The organism is Streptomyces sp. NBC_00102 (assembly GCF_026343115.1).
Lineage (GTDB): Bacteria > Actinomycetota > Actinomycetes > Streptomycetales > Streptomycetaceae > Streptomyces.
Map to the genome: position 1 here is coordinate 5,756,048 of NZ_JAPEMC010000001.1, position 16,699 is coordinate 5,772,746.

General features: G+C 73.9%; 9 protein-coding genes. 6 read left to right on the plus strand and 3 right to left on the minus strand.

The window, feature by feature from the left end; genetic code table 11:
- Positions 1–90: 90 nt before the first annotated feature.
- Entirely contained in the window at positions 91–903 is an 813-nt protein-coding gene (locus OHA55_RS25550) for a class I SAM-dependent methyltransferase (RefSeq protein WP_266711145.1), read from the plus strand.
- A 50-nt stretch (positions 904–953) separates the two neighbouring features.
- Here OHA55_RS25550 and OHA55_RS25555 read toward each other — a convergent pair whose 3' ends face one another.
- Positions 954–2,843, minus strand: coding sequence for a serine/threonine-protein kinase (locus OHA55_RS25555; RefSeq protein ID WP_266709992.1), 1,890 nt, complete (start codon positions 2,841–2,843; stop codon positions 954–956).
- 129 nt (positions 2,844–2,972) lie between these two features.
- Positions 2,973–3,599 carry a bifunctional 2-polyprenyl-6-hydroxyphenol methylase/3-demethylubiquinol 3-O-methyltransferase UbiG gene (locus OHA55_RS25560; protein ID WP_266709993.1) on the minus strand — a complete coding sequence of 209 codons (627 nt, stop codon included), beginning with the start codon at positions 3,597–3,599 and terminating at the stop codon, positions 2,973–2,975.
- A gap of 302 nt (positions 3,600–3,901) precedes the next feature.
- On the opposite strand from OHA55_RS25560, the gene OHA55_RS25565 reads away from it, so the two are divergent.
- From OHA55_RS25565 to OHA55_RS25580, 4 genes are read left to right on the plus strand one after another with little or no spacing between them, the layout of a single operon-like run.
- Entirely contained in the window at positions 3,902–5,458 is a 1,557-nt protein-coding gene (locus tag OHA55_RS25565; RefSeq protein ID WP_266711147.1) for a TIGR02677 family protein, read from the plus strand.
- Entirely contained in the window at positions 5,455–6,702 is a 1,248-nt protein-coding gene (locus OHA55_RS25570; RefSeq protein ID WP_266709994.1) for a TIGR02678 family protein, read from the plus strand. The genes OHA55_RS25565 and OHA55_RS25570 overlap by 4 nt, the downstream gene beginning before the upstream one ends.
- The gene (locus tag OHA55_RS25575) at positions 6,696–10,880 is read left to right on the plus strand and encodes a TIGR02680 family protein (protein WP_266709995.1); all 4,185 of its coding nucleotides are present in this window, start codon (positions 6,696–6,698) and stop codon (positions 10,878–10,880) included. The genes OHA55_RS25570 and OHA55_RS25575 overlap by 7 nt, the downstream gene beginning before the upstream one ends.
- Positions 10,877–12,190, plus strand: coding sequence for a TIGR02679 family protein (locus tag OHA55_RS25580; RefSeq protein WP_266709996.1), 1,314 nt, complete (start codon positions 10,877–10,879; stop codon positions 12,188–12,190). The genes OHA55_RS25575 and OHA55_RS25580 overlap by 4 nt, the downstream gene beginning before the upstream one ends.
- A 33-nt stretch (positions 12,191–12,223) precedes the next feature.
- Here the strand turns inward: OHA55_RS25580 and OHA55_RS25585 are convergent, their stop codons facing one another.
- Positions 12,224–15,973 (minus strand): CHAT domain-containing protein, encoded by a 3,750-nt coding sequence (locus OHA55_RS25585; protein ID WP_266709997.1) that lies wholly within the window; start codon positions 15,971–15,973, stop codon positions 12,224–12,226.
- A gap of 188 nt (positions 15,974–16,161) precedes the next feature.
- Here OHA55_RS25585 and OHA55_RS25590 point away from each other — a divergent pair, with 188 nt between their 5' ends.
- Positions 16,162–16,695, plus strand: a complete 534-nt coding sequence (locus tag OHA55_RS25590) for a hypothetical protein (RefSeq protein WP_266709998.1) — start codon at positions 16,162–16,164, stop codon at positions 16,693–16,695.
- Positions 16,696–16,699: the final 4 nt, after the last annotated feature.

Consider the following 16,699-nt stretch of genomic DNA (forward strand, 5'->3'; position numbering starts at 1 on the left):
CCCACACTACCGCGAGAGCAGCCTGAACCGTCCCCGGTGGAAACGTCCTTGAAGGAGTCGTCCGCGCGGGAGTCGCACGAGGCCCGGCGGATGGCCGAGTCGTTCGGCGCGGACGCTCGGCGCTACGACCGGGCCCGGCCCGGTTACCCGGACGCGTTGGTGGCACGGATCGTCTCCGGGATCTCCGGGATCTCCGGGATCTCCGGGATCCCCGGGCCCGACGTGCTCGACGTCGGCTGCGGCACCGGCATCGCGGCCCGCCAGTTCCAGGCGGTCGGTTGCGCCGTACTCGGTGTCGAACCCGATGCGCGGATGGCCGACTTCGCGCGAGCCCGTGGCCTGCCGGTCGAGGTAGCGACCTTGGAAGCCTGGCAGCCGGCCGGCCGGACGTTCGACGCGGTCGTCGCCGCCCAGTCGTGGCACTGGGTGGATCCGGTCGGCGGCGCCGCGAAGGCTGCCGACGTGCTGCGTCCGGGGGGACGGCTGGCGATCTTCGGCCACGTGTACGAGCCGCCGGTCGAGGTGGCCGAACCGTTCGCCGCTGCCTTCCGGCGGGCGGCTCCCGACTCCCCGCTCAGCGGTCAACCGGCCCGACGGCCCCTCGACTTCTATCAGGCCGCATACGCGAAGGTCGCCGACAGGATCCGGGAATCCGGGCAGTTCGAGGATCCGGAACTCTGGCGATTCGACCGGGAACAGTCGTACACACGCGACCAATGGCTCGATCTGCTGCCCACCACCGGCGGTCTCACCCGGCTCCGTCCCGATCAGCTGGCCGAGGTGCTGGATGCCGCAGGACGGGCCATCGACTCCCTGGGGGGACGCTTCACGATGAACTGGACCACCTTGGCCGTGACCGCCGTGCGCGCGGGGAGGGGCGCCGGGGCGGCCTTGGAGGGCTGACCGCAGCGGCCGTGCCGAGGGGCCGGGGCGGGGCCGGCAGGCCGATCTCCCTACGGGGTGGTCTCTCGGTCCGCACGGTGGAGCATGGTGGCACCTGCCTCGGCGGTGGAGGACCGCACCAGGATCTCGGGTGAACCGCCGCGCAGCTCGTAGTCGTAAGTTCCGCGCGGTGCTGGACACTTCGGGGAGTGAGCCACCGGCTGGGCGCCGGTGGTCTTCAACATTCCGTCCTGATGGGCGAGGAGGGCGGCCTCCCAGCGGCAGGTGCTTTTGCCCGTGGTCAGTTCACCGGTCACCGCGATCGCCCCGAGTCCGCCTTCGCCGAAGGAGATCCGCAGTCCGTTGCCGTCCTCCCACACGCCGCGCATCGCGGCGGGCACGTGCACGGCTCCCGGATCGACGGGCTCCACCCAGGTGGAGCTGGATTCGCTCTCCGCCCAGTACATCGAGTCTCCCCGGGGGTCGATCTCCAGATGCATGCTGCTAGGAACCCCACAGGTGTGCGCCGGGCCCGAGCCGACCGCCTTCATCGTGAATTCGGAGACCGTCAGTTCCTTGTGACCCCGGGGGGTGGCCAGGGCGCTGCCCCGGCAGATGACGTCACCGGTGGCCGACACCACGTCGACCCTTCTCGCGGAGGTGATGCGCCGGGCCATGTCGAGTCGCACCACGAGCAGGGGGCGGCCCTCTTCGTGCCCCGTCATCCACGCCCCCGAGAAGTCGATGCCGGGCCCGGCCGCAACGACGGTGTACTCCTGGGGTGACGTCGCGTCGTCCCGCAGCCCGTACGCGCCCGCTGCCGCAGCCAGTACGCCGACCGTCAGGGCGGCGGCCATGATGCGTCCGCGCCGGTGTTTCGGTGTCGGTGCCTCGGTGGTGTCCGTCGGTGCTGTGTCGTCGGCGGGCGGGGAGGAGAGGTGCGGTGCGTCCGGTCCCGGACCGAGGTCCCAGTTCGCGGACGGCTCCGACGTGTGGACGGTGAGTACCGACAGGCCGGACCCCGCTCTGTCGACCGTTCTGCAGCCCCTCTCGCGCGCGGGCTCGGAAGGGACCGGCTCCTCGGCGAACCGGTGCACCCGGGCCAGGAGGGACGGCGGCAGCCACGCGCCCTCGGGAGCGGTCCGTGTCCGTTCGACGATCTCCGTCGTGGTCGGCCGTTCCGCCGGATCCTTCGCGAGGCAGTCCCTCACCAGGTCGGCCACCGATTCCGGTATGCCGGTCAGGTCCGGTTCCTCGTACGCGATACGGAAGAGCAGGGCGTGGATCCCTGACTCGCCGTCCCCGAACGGGGTCCGGCCGGCTGCCGCGTAGGCGAGTACGGAGCCCAGCGAGAACACGTCGCAGGCCGTGGTGATCTCCTGACCGCGCACCTGTTCGGGCGCCATGTACCGGGGGGAGCCCGGGCCGGTCCCGGTGGAGGAGAACGTGTCCGCGTCGGTGCCCTCCAGCGCGCGGGCGATGCCGAAGTCGATGACTCGGGGCCCTGCCGCGGTGAGCAGCACGTTGGACGGTTTGAGGTCGCGGTGGACGATCCCCGCACGGTGAATCGCGTCGAGTGCCAGTGCCATCCGGTGGGCGAGTACATGGGCGGACGCCGAAGGCAGCGGCCCGAAACCGCTGTCCACGACGGACTGCAAGGTGGGGCCGGGTATGTAGGCGGTGGCGATCCACGGAGGTGTCCCGTCGGTGTTCGCGTCGAGGACCGGCGCCGTCCACACGTCCCCGACGCGACGGGCCGCGCGCACCTCGCGGGCGAACCTGGCCCGGAAGGTGGGGTGTTCGGCGATCTCCGCACGGATCGTCTTGACCGCGACCAGGCTTTCACCGGTCTCGTCGCGGTGCCTCGCCAGGTAGACCCTCCCCATCCCTCCCGAGCCCAGCCTGCCGAGCAGCCAGTAGGGGCCCAGGTGTGGCGGGTCCTCGTCAGTCAGTGGTCGCATGGCCAGGAATCCTCGCACGCGGAGGACGCGGACGGAGAGGGTTCCGGCCGCCGACCGATCCATCCGGGCGATCACCGGGCCGCGCGCCCGCCGACGGCGCGCCGGCGAGCGGTTCGCGGGCCGGACCGCTCACCCGGCGGGGCGGGAGTGGACGCTGACGGCGTAGCCGCAGCCCGGTTCGTAGGGGTCACCGCTCCATGAGGCGTAACGCTGCCGCAGGACGAGGCCGGCACGGGTGCACCAGTCGTCGAACTCATCAAGAGTCAAGGGGGGTTCGGGCAAGGGAAGGTGTGCCGCGTCGAGTCCCATGCCGGTGACCAGCAGGCCGCCGGGGCGCAGGGCGGCGGCCAGGTGGCGGACCACGTCCGGTTCGGTGCCGGGGGCCAGGAGGGGGATGACGTTTCCGGCGGCGAGGACCAGGTCGAAGTCCGGTTCCAGGCCGAGGGTGTCCAGGCGGGCCAGGTCGCCGAGGAGCCAGTCCTGCGTGGGGGCGTTGCGACGGGCGACGGCGAGCATCGAGGCGTCGACGTCCACGCCGGCGCAGCGGTGGCCCAGTTCGGCGAGCCGGATCGCGATCCGGCCGGTGCCGCAGCCCGCGTCGAGTACCCGGGCGGCCGGCTTCAGCAGCGCGGCGCAGAAGGTGGCTTCGCCGTGGACGTCGTGGCCGGATTCGGCGAGCCGGGCGAAGCGCCGGGCGTACTCCTCGCCGGCTTGTCCGCCGGTCAGTTCCGCCCAGCGGTCGTGTTGCCCAGTCATGTGCGGAGCGCCTTCCGGTCAGCCTCGTCCGGCAGGGGGCGAGGTCGGTCTGTTGGTGAGATTCTCCCAGGTGGAGGAGGGGGCGGGACGTAGGATCGCCAGGGCGGCGCGAGCCGCGGGCCGGCCGGGTGTGCCGACCGGTGGGGCGTCCGGCGGGAGCCCGGCGGCAGTCCGGTCGGAGTCCGGTGGGAGCCCGGCAGTCCGGAGTGGGGGAATGTGATCAAGTTCGAGCGTGAATCGGTCAAGTGTTGACGTCCGGGCCGATCGGGGAGAGTGGTCCGGAAGGATGGGGGGCGATGGACATGACTTCTTCCCGGCCGTTGAGCCCGGCGGACGGGTACGGGCCGTTCGCCCATCTCACCGCCCCGAACGTGCTGCTCTACCGCTCGGTGATGCGGGCCTTCCTGGTGGCCAAGGAGCGGTTCGCCGTCCATCTGCGGCCCGAGGACGTGTACGCGGGCCTGCCCGTCGCCGTACGCCCCGGTGAGCCGGAGGGCGTCGCCGGGGCGCTGGACAAGCTGGTCGAGTGGGGCAATCTGCGGGCAGATCCCGACACCGGGCGGGTCACGGCCGTCGAGGACTTCTACCGCAAGCGGTTCATCTACCAGCTCACCCGGGCGGGCGAGGCGGCCGAGGAGGCCCTGTCCGTCTACGACGAGGCGCTCGGGCGGCGGGGCGCGCTCCAGGCGGTGGCGCTCCATGACATCGTCACCCAGCTCAGGGCCCTTCTCGTACTCGCCGCGGACGAGGAGCCCGATCCGGCCAAGACGCATCTCGCACTGGACGGGCTGGCCAGCCGGTTCGCCGCGCTCGCCGACAACGCGCGGGCCTTCATGGGGTCCCTGCAGCGCACCATCGACCTCCACGACGTGGGGGAGGACGTGTTCCTCGCCTACAAGGACCAGCTCATCCAGTACCTGGAGCGGTTCATCCAGGACCTGATCACCCTCGGCGGTCGCATCGCCGGGCTGATCCTGGAGCTGGAGACGGGCGGCGGCATCGGGCCGCTGCTGCACGTCGCCGCCGCGCGTGAAGCGGCGGATGCCACCCCGCAGGAGGCCGCGCACGCCGAAGAGGTGGCGTACGAAGGGTGGGCGGCGCGGTGGGACGGGCTCGCGGCCTGGTTCCTGAGCCGGAACGGACGAGAGTCGCAGGCCCGGCTGCTGCGCGGCCGCGCCCTCGGTGCCGTACCCCAGCTTCTCTCAGTCGTGCGGTCGTTGAACGAGCGCCGGGCGGGGCGTTCGGACCGCTCCGCCGATTTCCGTACGCTCGCCCGCTGGTTCGCCGAGGCCCCGGACGACGACGCCCGGCACCGGCTCTGGCGTGCTGCCTTCGGGCTGTATCCGGCCCGGCACCTCACGGTGGACGCCGAGACCCTCGCCGCCCGGTTCGCGCACCCCGAACCCGCCTCCACCACGTGGGCCGACGCCGAACCGCTGCGCATCAGCCCGCAGCTGCGCCGCACGGGCAGTTACGAGCGGCGCGGCAAGCCCCGCAAGGTGCAGGACCGGCAAGAAGCACGCCGGGTCCTCGCCGAGGTGGCGGTCAAGCAGGCCGCGGAGATCGCGGCCGCGCGGGCCCGCCTGGTCACCGACGGCATCACCCGGCTGTCCGGGATCGGAGAGCTCGACCCCGTGAGCTTCCGGCTCTTCCTCCAGCTCCTCGGCGACGCCCTGGCGACCTGGCGGCCCGGAATGACGCGCACGGTGGCCACCAGCAACGACGGATCCATGGAGATCCGGCTCACCGCACCGGCCGACGGGTCCACCGCCGAGGTCCGCACACCGGGCGGCGTCTTCCGCGGCCCCGACCACACCATCGAGATTCTCGACCTCATGGAAGGGAGCGACGGACGATGAGCACCCCACTCGCCGAAGTGCTGGACGGGCAGCGTGCGGCGGAACTGCGCAAGGCCGCCCGCGCCCTGCTGAAACGCCCGCTGCTGCTCGCGGGCGGGGCGGACGCGGACGAGTTCCGCCTCGTCCGGCGGCACGCCTCCGACCTGCGCGAATGGTTCGACCGCAACACCGGCTGGTCTCTCCAGGTCGACGCCGGGACGGCCCGGCTGGGCAAGGTCCCGGCCCACCTCGCCGATGCCACCCACCCCGCCCGCGAGGCGACGCGCACGGCCGCCCCGTTCACCCGCCGCCGGTACGTGCTGCTCTGCCTCGCCCTCTCCGTGCTCGAACGCGGCGAGGCGCAGATCGCCCTCGGCCGCCTCGCCGACCAGGTCGTCCTGGATGCCGCCGACCCCCAACTGGCCGCCACGGAAATCCGGTTCACGCTGGACCGCCGCGACGAGCGGCTCGACCTGGCCGCCGTCGTACGGCTCCTGCTCGGCCTCGGAGTGCTGCGCCGGGTCGCGGGCGACGAGGACGCGTACGTCAGCGGGGCGGGAGACGTCCTGTACGACGTCGAACGGCGGGTGCTCGCCGGACTGCTCGCTTCCCGGCGCGGCCCGTCCACGGTCCTGGCCGCGACGTGGGAGGAGCGGCTCACCGAGCTCACCGCCGAGACGGCCCTCGACAGTGAGGAACTGCGCTTCCGCGCGATGCGCCGCTCACTGACCCGCCGGCTGCTGGACGACCCTGTGCTGTACTACGACGAGTTGACCGATACCGAGCTGGGTTACCTCACCCGCCAGCGGGGCTTCCTCACCGCGCGCATCACCGAACTGACGGGGCTGGTGGCCGAGGTGAGGGCCGAGGGAATCGCCATGGTCGACCCCGACGACGACCTCACCGACCTCCGCATGCCCGAATCGGGGACCCGCGGCCACATCACCCTGCTCCTCGCCGAGTACCTCACCGCCACCGGGCGCCCGGTCGTCCCCGTGGCCGATCTCGAACTCCGCGTCGCCGAACTCGCCGTGCAGCACGGCGGTTTCTGGTCCAAATCCGCGCGGGAGCCGGGGGCGGAGGGCGAACTCGTGGAGCAGGCCGTCACCCGGCTCGCCTCCCTGGGGCTGGTGTCCCGAACTCCCGAAGGCGTCGTGCCGCGCCCGGCGCTCGCCCGGTACGCGGTCGGCGAGACCGTCGTCCTCGAACCCCGCACGGCGGGCGCCGCCCCGGTGCCCGCCCAGCGAAAGGCCCACCCGTGCTGACCTCCCGTGCCGCCCTTCCCGCCCCCGCGAGAAACCGCTGGCAGCCCCTGCGGATCGGCCTCGTCGACCTCTTCCACTACGACGTCGAGGAGTTCCACTTCCGCGACGGCCGGCTGCTGCTGCGCGGGAACAACGGCACCGGCAAGTCCAAGGTGCTCGCCCTGACCCTCCCCTTCCTCCTCGACGGGGACCTCGCCGCGCGCCGGGTGGAACCCGACGGGGACGCGGGGAAGAGGATGGAGTGGAATCTGCTGCTCGGCGGCGAACACCCGCACGCGGAACGGCTCGGCTACACCTGGGTGGAGTTCGGCCGCCTCGACGAGGTGACCGGCGAGGAGCAGTTCCGCACGCTCCTGTGCGGGCTCAAGGCCGTCAGCGGACGGGGCATCGCCCGGCACTGGTGGGCGGTGACCGCCCAGCGGATCGACCACGCGCCGGCCGCGGCGCGGTCGGCCGGGGCGCTCAGCCTGCTCGACGCCACCGGTACGGTGCTCTCCCGGGACCGGCTCATCGAGGCGGTCGCCGGACACGGGATGGTCTACGACCAGGCCAAGACCTACCGCCGGGCCGTCGACGAGGCGCTGTTCGGACTCGGTGAGCAGCGCTACGCCGCCCTGGTGGACCTGCTCATCCAGCTGCGCCAGCCCCAACTGTCCAAACGGCCCAGCGAGGCCGCCCTCTCCCGGGCCCTCACCGAGGCGCTCCCGCCGATGGACCAGGCCGTGATCGCGGACGTGGCCGAGGCATTCCGCTCCCTGGACGAGGAGAAGGAGGAACTGCTCGCGGCCGGCGCGGCCGAGCGGGCCGCCTCCGCGTTCCTCGACCACTACCGGCGTTACGCGCGCGTCGCCACCCGCCGCCGCGCACGCCTGCCGCGTACCGAGCACTCGAAGTACGAGCACCTGCTGCGCGACCTGGCCGAGGCGCAGGCGGCCAAGGCCGCGGCCGAGGAGGACCGGGCGGGGGCCGACGAGCGGCTCGCCGGACTCGCCGAGACACGGGCGAGACTGCTGGCCGTCGACGCGGCCCTGCGGGAGGGCCCGGAGATGCGGAGCGCCCACGAACTGGAGCGGGCGGCCCAGTCGTTGGAGCGCTCGGAACAGGACGGCCGGCGGGCCCGGGAGGACCGGGAAGCGGCGGCACGGCAGCACACGCGGGCGACGGAACGCCTCGGGGCGGCGGAGAACCGGCTTCGGGCCGCCCGCCAGGCAGCCGAGGACACGTCGCGTCTCGCGCGGGAGACGGCCCGGACGGCCCGGCTGGAGCTGCCCGGGGACGAGGGGACGGCGGTCGCCGAACTGCGGGCCGCGGTGTCCGTGGCCACCGACCGCCGGCACCGCACCCTCACGCACGTGGAGCGGCTCGCGGACGGTGCCGAGGCGGCGTCGGCGGAGCGCCGGGCCGCCGCGCTGCGGCTCGACGAGACGGAGACCGACCTGGCGCACGCGACCGAGGCGCAGGACAGGGCGGACGGGACCGTATCGGCCGCGGGCGCCGACCTGGTGGACGCCGTACGCGAACGCATGCGCCAGTGCGAGGAGTTGATGTTCGACGACCCTGCCGGGCTGCTGGACGGGCTGCAGGAGTGGGTCCGGCACCAGGACGGGCCCTACCCGGCCCGGCGGCACTTCGCGCAGGCGCACACCGTCACGGCGGCGGCACTCGCCGGCCGGGCCGCGGAATCGGCGCAGCGCGCGGCGGCCCTGGCGGACCGGGTACGGGACGCCGAGCGGGAGCTCGCGGAGCTGGAGACCGGTGGCCGCCGGGGACCGCAGGCCCCGTACACCCGGACCCCCGGCCTGCGCGCCCACGCGCCCGGAGCCCCGCTGTGGCGGCTGGTCGACTTCCGGGACGAGGTCGCGGAACACGAGCGGGCCGGGCTGGAGGCGGCCCTGGAAGCGGCCGGGCTGCTGGACGCGTGGGTGCACCCAACCGGTGCGGCCCTGGCGGCGGACGGGCACGACGTACTCCTCGACCCGCGCCGGGGCCCGGTCGACGGGCCGGCGCTCGCCGACGTGCTGCGCCCGGCGGTCGACCGGGGTGACGCCCGGGCCGCCCAGGTGGGTGAGGAGGAGGTGGGCCGTCTTCTCGGGGCGGTCGGCCTCGGTACGCACCGGGGTTCGGGCACCGAGCCGTCCGGGGACACCTGGGTGGCGCCGGACGGACGGTACCGCGTCGGTGTGCTCAGCGGCCGGTGGGCCAAGCCCACTGCCGAGTACATCGGCGAGGGAGCCCGGGAGGCCGCTCGGCGCACCCGCGTCGTCGCCCTGCGCGCCGAGCTCTCCCTCCTCCAGGGGGAGGCGGCGTCCGAGGCCGCGCACGCGCGGGCTCTGGCGGCCCGTCGCAGCGCCCTCGACGCCGAGTTGGACAAGGTGCCCGACGAGGGGCCGCTGACCCGGGCGCATGCCGACGCGGCGTCTGCCGCCGATGCCGCGCGCCGGATCAGGGCCCGTCGGGACGAACGGGCCGACGACCTGGTGAGCGCGGTCGAACGGTCGGAGCGGGCGAGCGCCGAACTCCACGAAACCGCCGCCGATCTGGGGCTGCCTCCGGACCGGCCGGCGCTGGCCGTCGTACGGCGGGCCCTGGTCGAACTCGCAGCCGTTCTGGCCGCGCTCTGGCCCGCGCTGCGCGAGCGGACGGAAGCGGACCGGCAGGCGCGGGAGGAGCGGGAGGAAGCCGACCGGGCGGGGGAGCGAGCCGCCGAACTGGCCCTGCGCGCCGAGGAAGCGGCGCTGGAGACGGCAGCCGCGGACGAGCGGCTGGCGACGCTGCGTTCGACCGTGGGCGAGGCCGTCGCCGCGTTGGAGCGGCGGCTCGCCGAGACCGCGGAGGCCCTTCGCGGGTGCTCGGCCGATCAGCGGTCGACCCAGGAACGCCGTGCTGTGGCGGACCGTCGGGTCGGCCGCGCCGAAGGCGGGATCGAGCAGCTGGAGAAGTCGGTCACCGACGCCGTGGCCGCGCGTGCCGAGGCCGTGGCGGCGCTCCAGCGCTTCACCACCACCGGGCTGATCGCCGTCGCCCTCCCCGGACTGGACGTACCGGATGCCGGGGACGCCCCGTGGGCGGCGACTCCGGCCATCGCCCTGGCACGCTCCCTCGAAGCGGAGCTGTCGAAGACCGACGACTCGGAGGCTGCCTGGGAGCGCGTGCAGCGACGGCTCAGCGAGGAGCACAAGACGCTCCAGGACGCCCTGTCCCGGCACGGCCACAGCGCTTCCGCCCGGATGGTCGAGGACGGAATGGTCGTCGACATCGTCTACCAGGGCCGGCAGCGGGCCGTACCCGAACTCGCGGAGGCCCTCGCGGTCGAGGTCGCCGAACTCACCCGCATCCTCTCGGCACATGAACGCGAGATCCTCGAAGCCCACCTCGTCACCGAGGTCGCGGGCACCCTCCAGGAGCTGATCGCCACGGCGGAACGGCAGGTGCGGGCCATGAACGCCGAGCTGCAGGACCGTCCCACCTCCACCGGCATGACCCTGCGCCTGGTGTGGCGGGCGTCCCGCAAGGCCCCCGCAGGCCTCGCCCAGGCCCGTGGCCGACTGCTCCAGACCGCCGACGCGTGGACCCCCGAGGACCGGACGGCGGTCGGGGAGTTCCTGCAGACGCAGATCGCCCGGCAGCAGACCGAGGACGCGGCCGGCAGCTGGCTGGAACACCTCACGGCGGCCCTCGACTACCGCTCCTGGCACGAGTTCGCCGTGGAGCGCCGGCAGCACGGCCGCTGGGTTCCCGCCACCGGTCCGGCGTCCGGAGGCGAACGCGTCCTGGCGGTCTCCGTACCCCTGTTCGCCGCGGCCTCCTCGCACTACGCGAGTGCGGCCAGCCCGTACGCGCCACGCCTGGTCACCCTGGACGAGGCGTTCGCGGGTGTCGACGACGACTCGCGGGCCAAGTGCCTCGGGCTCCTGCACGCCTTCGACCTGGACGTGGTCATGACCAGCGAACGGGAGTGGGCCTGCTACCCGCAGGTGCCGGGCATCGCCATCGCCCAGCTCTCCCGCGTCGACGAGGTGGCCGCCGTCCTGGTCACCCGCTGGGAATGGGACGGCACGGCCCGCACCCGTCACGAGGACCCCCTGCGAGCGACGGACCCGGGCGTGAAGGACCCGGGCGCGACGGACCCGGGCGCGACGGACCCGGGCGCGACGGACCCGGAGCCGCAGTGGGCGTGAACGGCACGCCCGCCGACGAGGCGCGCCTGCGCCGGCTCCTCGGCGGGCCCGACCTGGCCTGGCTGCTGGAGCGGGTACGCCGTCGGCTGGAGCGGGGCCGGCCGCTCACCGGACCGGTCTCCCTCGCCGCGCCCACACCCGCCCAACGGGAAGCGGCCGAGAGGCTGTTGGGCAGAGCCCCGGGCGGCGGAAAGGTGCTGACGGTCCGGCTCGACGCCGTGGACGCCCTACTGATCGGCTCGGGCGCCGGCCCCGAGGGGTTGGCCGCGGCCGTGACCACGCTCACCGGGCCGGTCGTCCTCCTCGAAGAGGTCCGCCGGAGCGAGGACCGTGCCTGGCGGGAGGCGTACGCCCCGCTCGCCACGCTGGCCGGAGCCGCCACGCCCGCCGTTGCCGCCGGGGAGGTTCGGCGCCTCGCGGAGTGGGCCGCCCGGGTGCGCGACGACGGCCTGGTCCGCCGCCTCGCCCGTACGCCGGAAGCCGCCCGGCCGCTCCTCGATCAGGCGGTACGCGTCCTTGGCGCACTGCCCGCCGAGCCGCCGCGCTCCCTGTCCGTGTTCGCCGCCGAACTCCTCGGGAGCGCCCATGCGTTGGACGACGGTACACCCCTGTCGACCCTCTGCCTCTCCGGCATCCGCGCCCTCACCGGGCATCCGGACGGGACGGGCGCGGCCTGGCGGCGGGCCGCCTGGGCCTCCGCCGGCCTGCTCCGCGACGACGTCTCCTCCACGGTCCTCACCCTCAACCTCCGCGGCACCCCCGCGCTGGACTGGATGGCCGACCTGGGCGACCCGTGCGTCCTCACCCTGCGCCAACTGGCCCACCGTCCGCCCCTGATCACCCCACCGGTGGTCCACGTCTGCGAGAACCCCGCCGTCCTCTCCGCCGCCGCGGACACCCACGGCCCGGGCGCGCTGCCGCTCGTCTGCCTGCAGGGCCAGCCCTCGGCCGCCGCCCTCGCCCTCCTCGCGCACCTCCACGAACTTGGCGCGGTCTTCCGCTACCACGGCGACTTCGACTGGGGCGGCCTGCGCATCGCCACGACGCTGCTCGGGCGGGTGCCGTGGCAGCCCTGGCGGTACTCGGCGGCCGACTACCGGGCCGCGGTGGCCGCTTCCGGTGCCGATGCCGAAAACGGTGCCGCTCTCCGGCCGCTGACCGGAGCAGCCGCCCCCTCGCCGTGGGACCCGGATCTGGCGCTCGCGCTGGCCGAACACGGCGTGCGGGTGGAGGAAGAGGCGGTGCTGGAAACGCTGTTGGCGGACCTCGCGGGTGAGCGGTCGGAGGGTGTGGCCCCGGATGGCGGGTGAGGGCGATCTGTAGAGGACCCGCGGGCCTCGCCGTCAGGGACCAGCATGCACCTGGCACGCCCACAGACTGGGTGTCCGGGGATAGGTGTCGCGCAGGGTGTGTACGGCGCGGTGCAGGGCCTCGGCCGTGCGAGCGACGTCGAGGGTGCCGTCGCCCCTGTTCAGGGAGGAGTACACGCTGAGCGCGACGTCCGCCCCGATGGCGTCGTCGACGTGCCACAGCGAGCCGACGACGTGGGGGAAGCCGGCGATCTGGAAGGCGCTGACGATGTGGACCGCCTCGTCGGCGAGTTCGGGGCTGGTTTGCAGGGTGGCGCACGCCGACAGGTAGGCGAGCCGCACCGTCGGTAGTCGTAGCCGGGCCAAGTCCCGCACTGTCAAGGGGTGTTCGTCGTGGTCATGCAGGACGAGCCGGCTGTCGGAGGCCCGCTTTGGGCCGCCCAGGGCGTGGCAGGCGAAATGGGCGTAGGCGTGGCCGTGCAGCGCCGAGACGACCGCGGAGTGGGTGGCGGAGCCGTCCGCCAGCAGGGTGGCCCGGGGGATCAGGCGGGTCAGGTGCTCGGCCTCGCGTCGGGCGCCGGGGAGCGGGGCCTGCCCGGCGGCCCGCGCGACGCTGACGACGAGGGTCCCGGTGCCGGCGGGGCGGGCGGCACGCAGACGGGCGTGGTGCAGGGCCCGCAAGGTCGGCGTGTACGAGGAGACCACCCGGTCCAGCGCGCCAGGAGAGGCGTCCGCGGGTGCAGCCGCGTGCAGCGGCAGGGTGCCCAGGAGGCCGCCCGGAGACCACCACACCCGGGCGGTACCGGGGAGCCGTTCGAGGACCGGGCCGGTGACCGCCCGCCACAGCCAGGCGAGGGTGTCGCGGACGTCCTGCTGCGCCTTCCGGGACTGCTTGCGCGAGGTCTCCGGTGCCTCGATCCGGAGCAGCGCGCTCTCGAAGGCTTTCCGGCGCTTCGCCGTCGTGCGCGGGTCGAGGTCCGGGAGCGGTACGGCCTCGATGGCGCGCTCGGTGACGATCAATGCGTCACTGCCGTACGGGGAGACGTTGACCAGGACCACCGGACCCGCGGCGGCGGTGGCGCGCAGCTCGCTCTCGTCCCAGTCCCGTACCGGCCGCAGCAGCTCCAGTCCGGGGTGTTCGGTGCGGATCGTGGCGGTGAGGTCGTGCCACGCGGCGGCCAGCCGCTGCCGCTCGTCGGCGCCGGTGCCGGTGCCGGTGGGACCGGACGGTTCCTCCGACAGGAACCCGTCGCTGCCCGTCGCCGTGTCGAGGGCCGCCCGGAGCTCCTCGAAGCGGTCCGCGAGGTCCGGTTCCGCTTCCCGGAGCCGGGTCAGATCGCTGTCGGCGTCGAAGGTGTGGGAGAGGATCACACCCCTCGCCTGTTCGAGCAGCCCGACCGCGAGACCGGGCTGTCCGCAGCGCACCGCGCAGGCCGCGGCGGCGGCGCCCAGCCCGACCCGACGACTCAGCTGGAACTCCTGGTCGGCGCGGACGAGATGGCGGGGCGCCACGGAGTGGAGGAGGTCGACCGCCACGACGTGACCGTCCAAGGCGCCGGCCCAGTCACCCGCCTCCGCGCGGGCCTCGCCCCAAGCCTGTGCGGCGGCCAGGCGCTGGGCCGGTGGGCACTGCTGCTCAAGAGCCGCCTGCCTGAAGTGCTCGGCGGCTTCGGCCAGTGCCTCCTTCCCGGGGCGTCGCCGGAGGCCCGTGAAGCACAGGGCGTTGCCCAGATTCATCAGGCGCTGGGTGCGTGTGGGGTGGTCGGCGGCGGTTGCGTCGAGGGCCCTGCGAAACAGCGCGACCACCTCCGCCCGGGCCGACGACGACACCAGGGCGAAGGGGCTCAGAAGCCGGGCGTCCGCGGCCACCGTGAGGGCACCGGCCAGGTGTGGCGAGCCCGGGGGAAGTGTGGCGACCGCCGTGTCCGCCAGTCGGCGGGCCTCACGCGCCTCGGCCACCTCGTCGCGTCGCCTGCCCCGTGCTATGCGGTGCAGGAGCGCCACGGCGAGGTTGAGGCGGCGCCGGGGCAGCATCGGGTCGTCCTCCGGGGTGAGGGCGAGCGCCTGTCTCAGGAGCCGTACCGCCTCGTCGAGCCGGGCAGCCGGCCCGGGGAGCCGTTCGAGGCCCGACGCGAGTCCCATTCCCAGGGAGCTCAGTGCGCTCGCCCGGTTCGCGGGTCCCCCGTCGGGGAGTTCGGCGGCCCGGCGTCGGCACTCCTGGAACTCCCGCAGGTCGGCGCCGTCCTCGGTGAGCTGGTGCCGCAGGCTCAACGCGACACTGAGATTGAGCAGCCGCGGTCCCAGTGACCCGTGTCCTTCGCGGGTGAGCGCCACGGACTCGCGGTGCGCGGTCACGGCCTCGTTCAACTGGGCCGGATCTCCCGAGTGCTGGTAGCTGGCCATCAACACGAGGCCGAGGTCGTCCAGTGCCGTGGGGCGGTCCGGATGGGCCGGAGGCATGAGGGACTCGGCCCGCCGCAGCCGGCGCAACGCCTCTTCCAGATCCGCCTTGTTCGCCCTCGGGTCACGCATGTAGCGGTTGAACAGCGCCATCGCGGGGGCGAGAAGCGGAAGTTGTGGTCCGTCCGGCCCTTCCGGCGAGTCGAGGGGCTGGTCGACGAGGCCGAGCGCCGCGACGAGATCGGCCCGGGAGCCGGTCGCGACGGACCGGGCACGCAGCGCGTTGCTCAGCGAGTTGCGAAGGACGGCGACCAGCTCGGGACTGCCGGCCGCCTCCAACGCCCCAGTGAACACCGCGATCGCCTCGTCCAGATCTTCCGTGCGGCCGACGTGCTGCGCCCGGAGGACGAGTGCCATGCCCAAGTCGTATCCGGCCCTGCCGGGTTGCTCCGGACGGGCGTCGACGGCCCGGCGGCACAGCGCCACCACCTCGTCGCACTCCTCGGACGTCGCGCCCGCCACCTGGTACATCAGGAGCAGCGCCTTCCCCAGAGCGCCGAGGCAGCTGGACAGGCGGGGGCTGCCGGGCGGCAGCTGGGCCAGTACCTCCCGCGCGATGCCCGCCGACTCGTGCAGGTCTTCGAGATCGTACGACTCCGTGTAGCGGTCCAGGAGCCGGCGGCCCAGGCCGTCGAGGACGAGGAGTCGTTCCGGGGAGTCGGCCGGGATGCCTTCGAGGGAACCGCGGACGAACCGGACCGGATCGCCGTCCGCCAGATCTCCGAAGGGCCAGGTCGCCCCCGCGACGGCGACGGCGTCGGTCACCCCTCTGAGCCGGCCCGCGAACGCGGGGTCGTACTCCGGTGTCGCCAGGACTGCGAGGCTGCCGAGGCCTATGGCCGTGGCGTTCCGGATCTCGGGCGGAGCGGGATTCGCCGTCAGCAGGACGGCCAGCTCGTGCAGCCTGCGGACGTCCGGGAGGGCGTCCGGCGGCGGATGGTGCTGCCGCCCCTCCGCCGCGATCTTCAACGCCGCCGCCGAGACCGCCCACTCGTCGGGACCGTCGGCGTCCGTCGGATCGGGGTGCGTGGTCGGATCGTTGGAGGCGTAACGCGCCGCCAACTCGGGTGGCACCAGGTCCGGATCGGATACCCAGACCGGGTAGAGGAGGGTTCCGGCCATGCACCCGTGCACGACGCCGTGCTCCCCGGGGGCGGCGAGCGCCCGGGCGGCGCAGAGCCGGCCGGCCGCGAGCCGGGCCGCCATGTCGGTTCTCGTGTCACAGGTCCGCAGCAGGCCCCGCAGTTCGGCATCGGCGTCGGGTCCGGAGACCACCTCCGCGTCCACCCGCCCGTCCGGCGTGACGGATCGGTCCACGCGCATGCGAACCGCCTGGAGGAACCAGTCCCGCTCGTATCTCACTCCGTCGCCCCTTCCGAGGTCTCCGCCGACATCCGCAGTCGTGGTCGTCCGGGCACACCGCATGGTGCTCGTCCTTTGGCAGTGCAGTGCAGTGCAGTGCAGCGCCACGATATGGCCCCAACTCCAAGCAAATCATGCACACTTGGAGGATGACCGCATCTGCCGACCTTCCCCGAGCCGACCGGCGGGCCGCGGCGGCGCTGTGCGCGCTGTTCGCCTCGCCCGCCGACTTGGCGCAGCCCGGTGTACGAGAACCAGCGGAACGGGCACGGGAGTTGCTCCGGTCGGCCGCAGGCTCCGGCACGGGCGCGGGCACGGACTCCGGCGCGGATGACGGCGCGGGCACGGGCACGGACTCCGGCACGGACGCCGCCACCGTGGCCCGTACGGACTCCGGCACCGACGCCGCCACCGTGGCCCGTACGGACTCGGGCGCCGCCGAGCTCGCCGCCTGTTACGACGCCCTGGACACGGCCCTGCGCCGAGCGGGGGAAGCCCGGGGCCTGGTCACCGACACCCGGAGCGTGAAAATCGCGGGCATCGTGCACGACATCAAGGTGGCCGTATGCCCCGGTCCGGTCCAGTGCACCCGGGTCGAAAGGGCCCGTGACCTGTTCCCGGCCCCGCCCTGCGCCGTCAACGGCACTCGCATGCGCAAGCGCCGCCTCGGCCCCGACCGGTGACCCC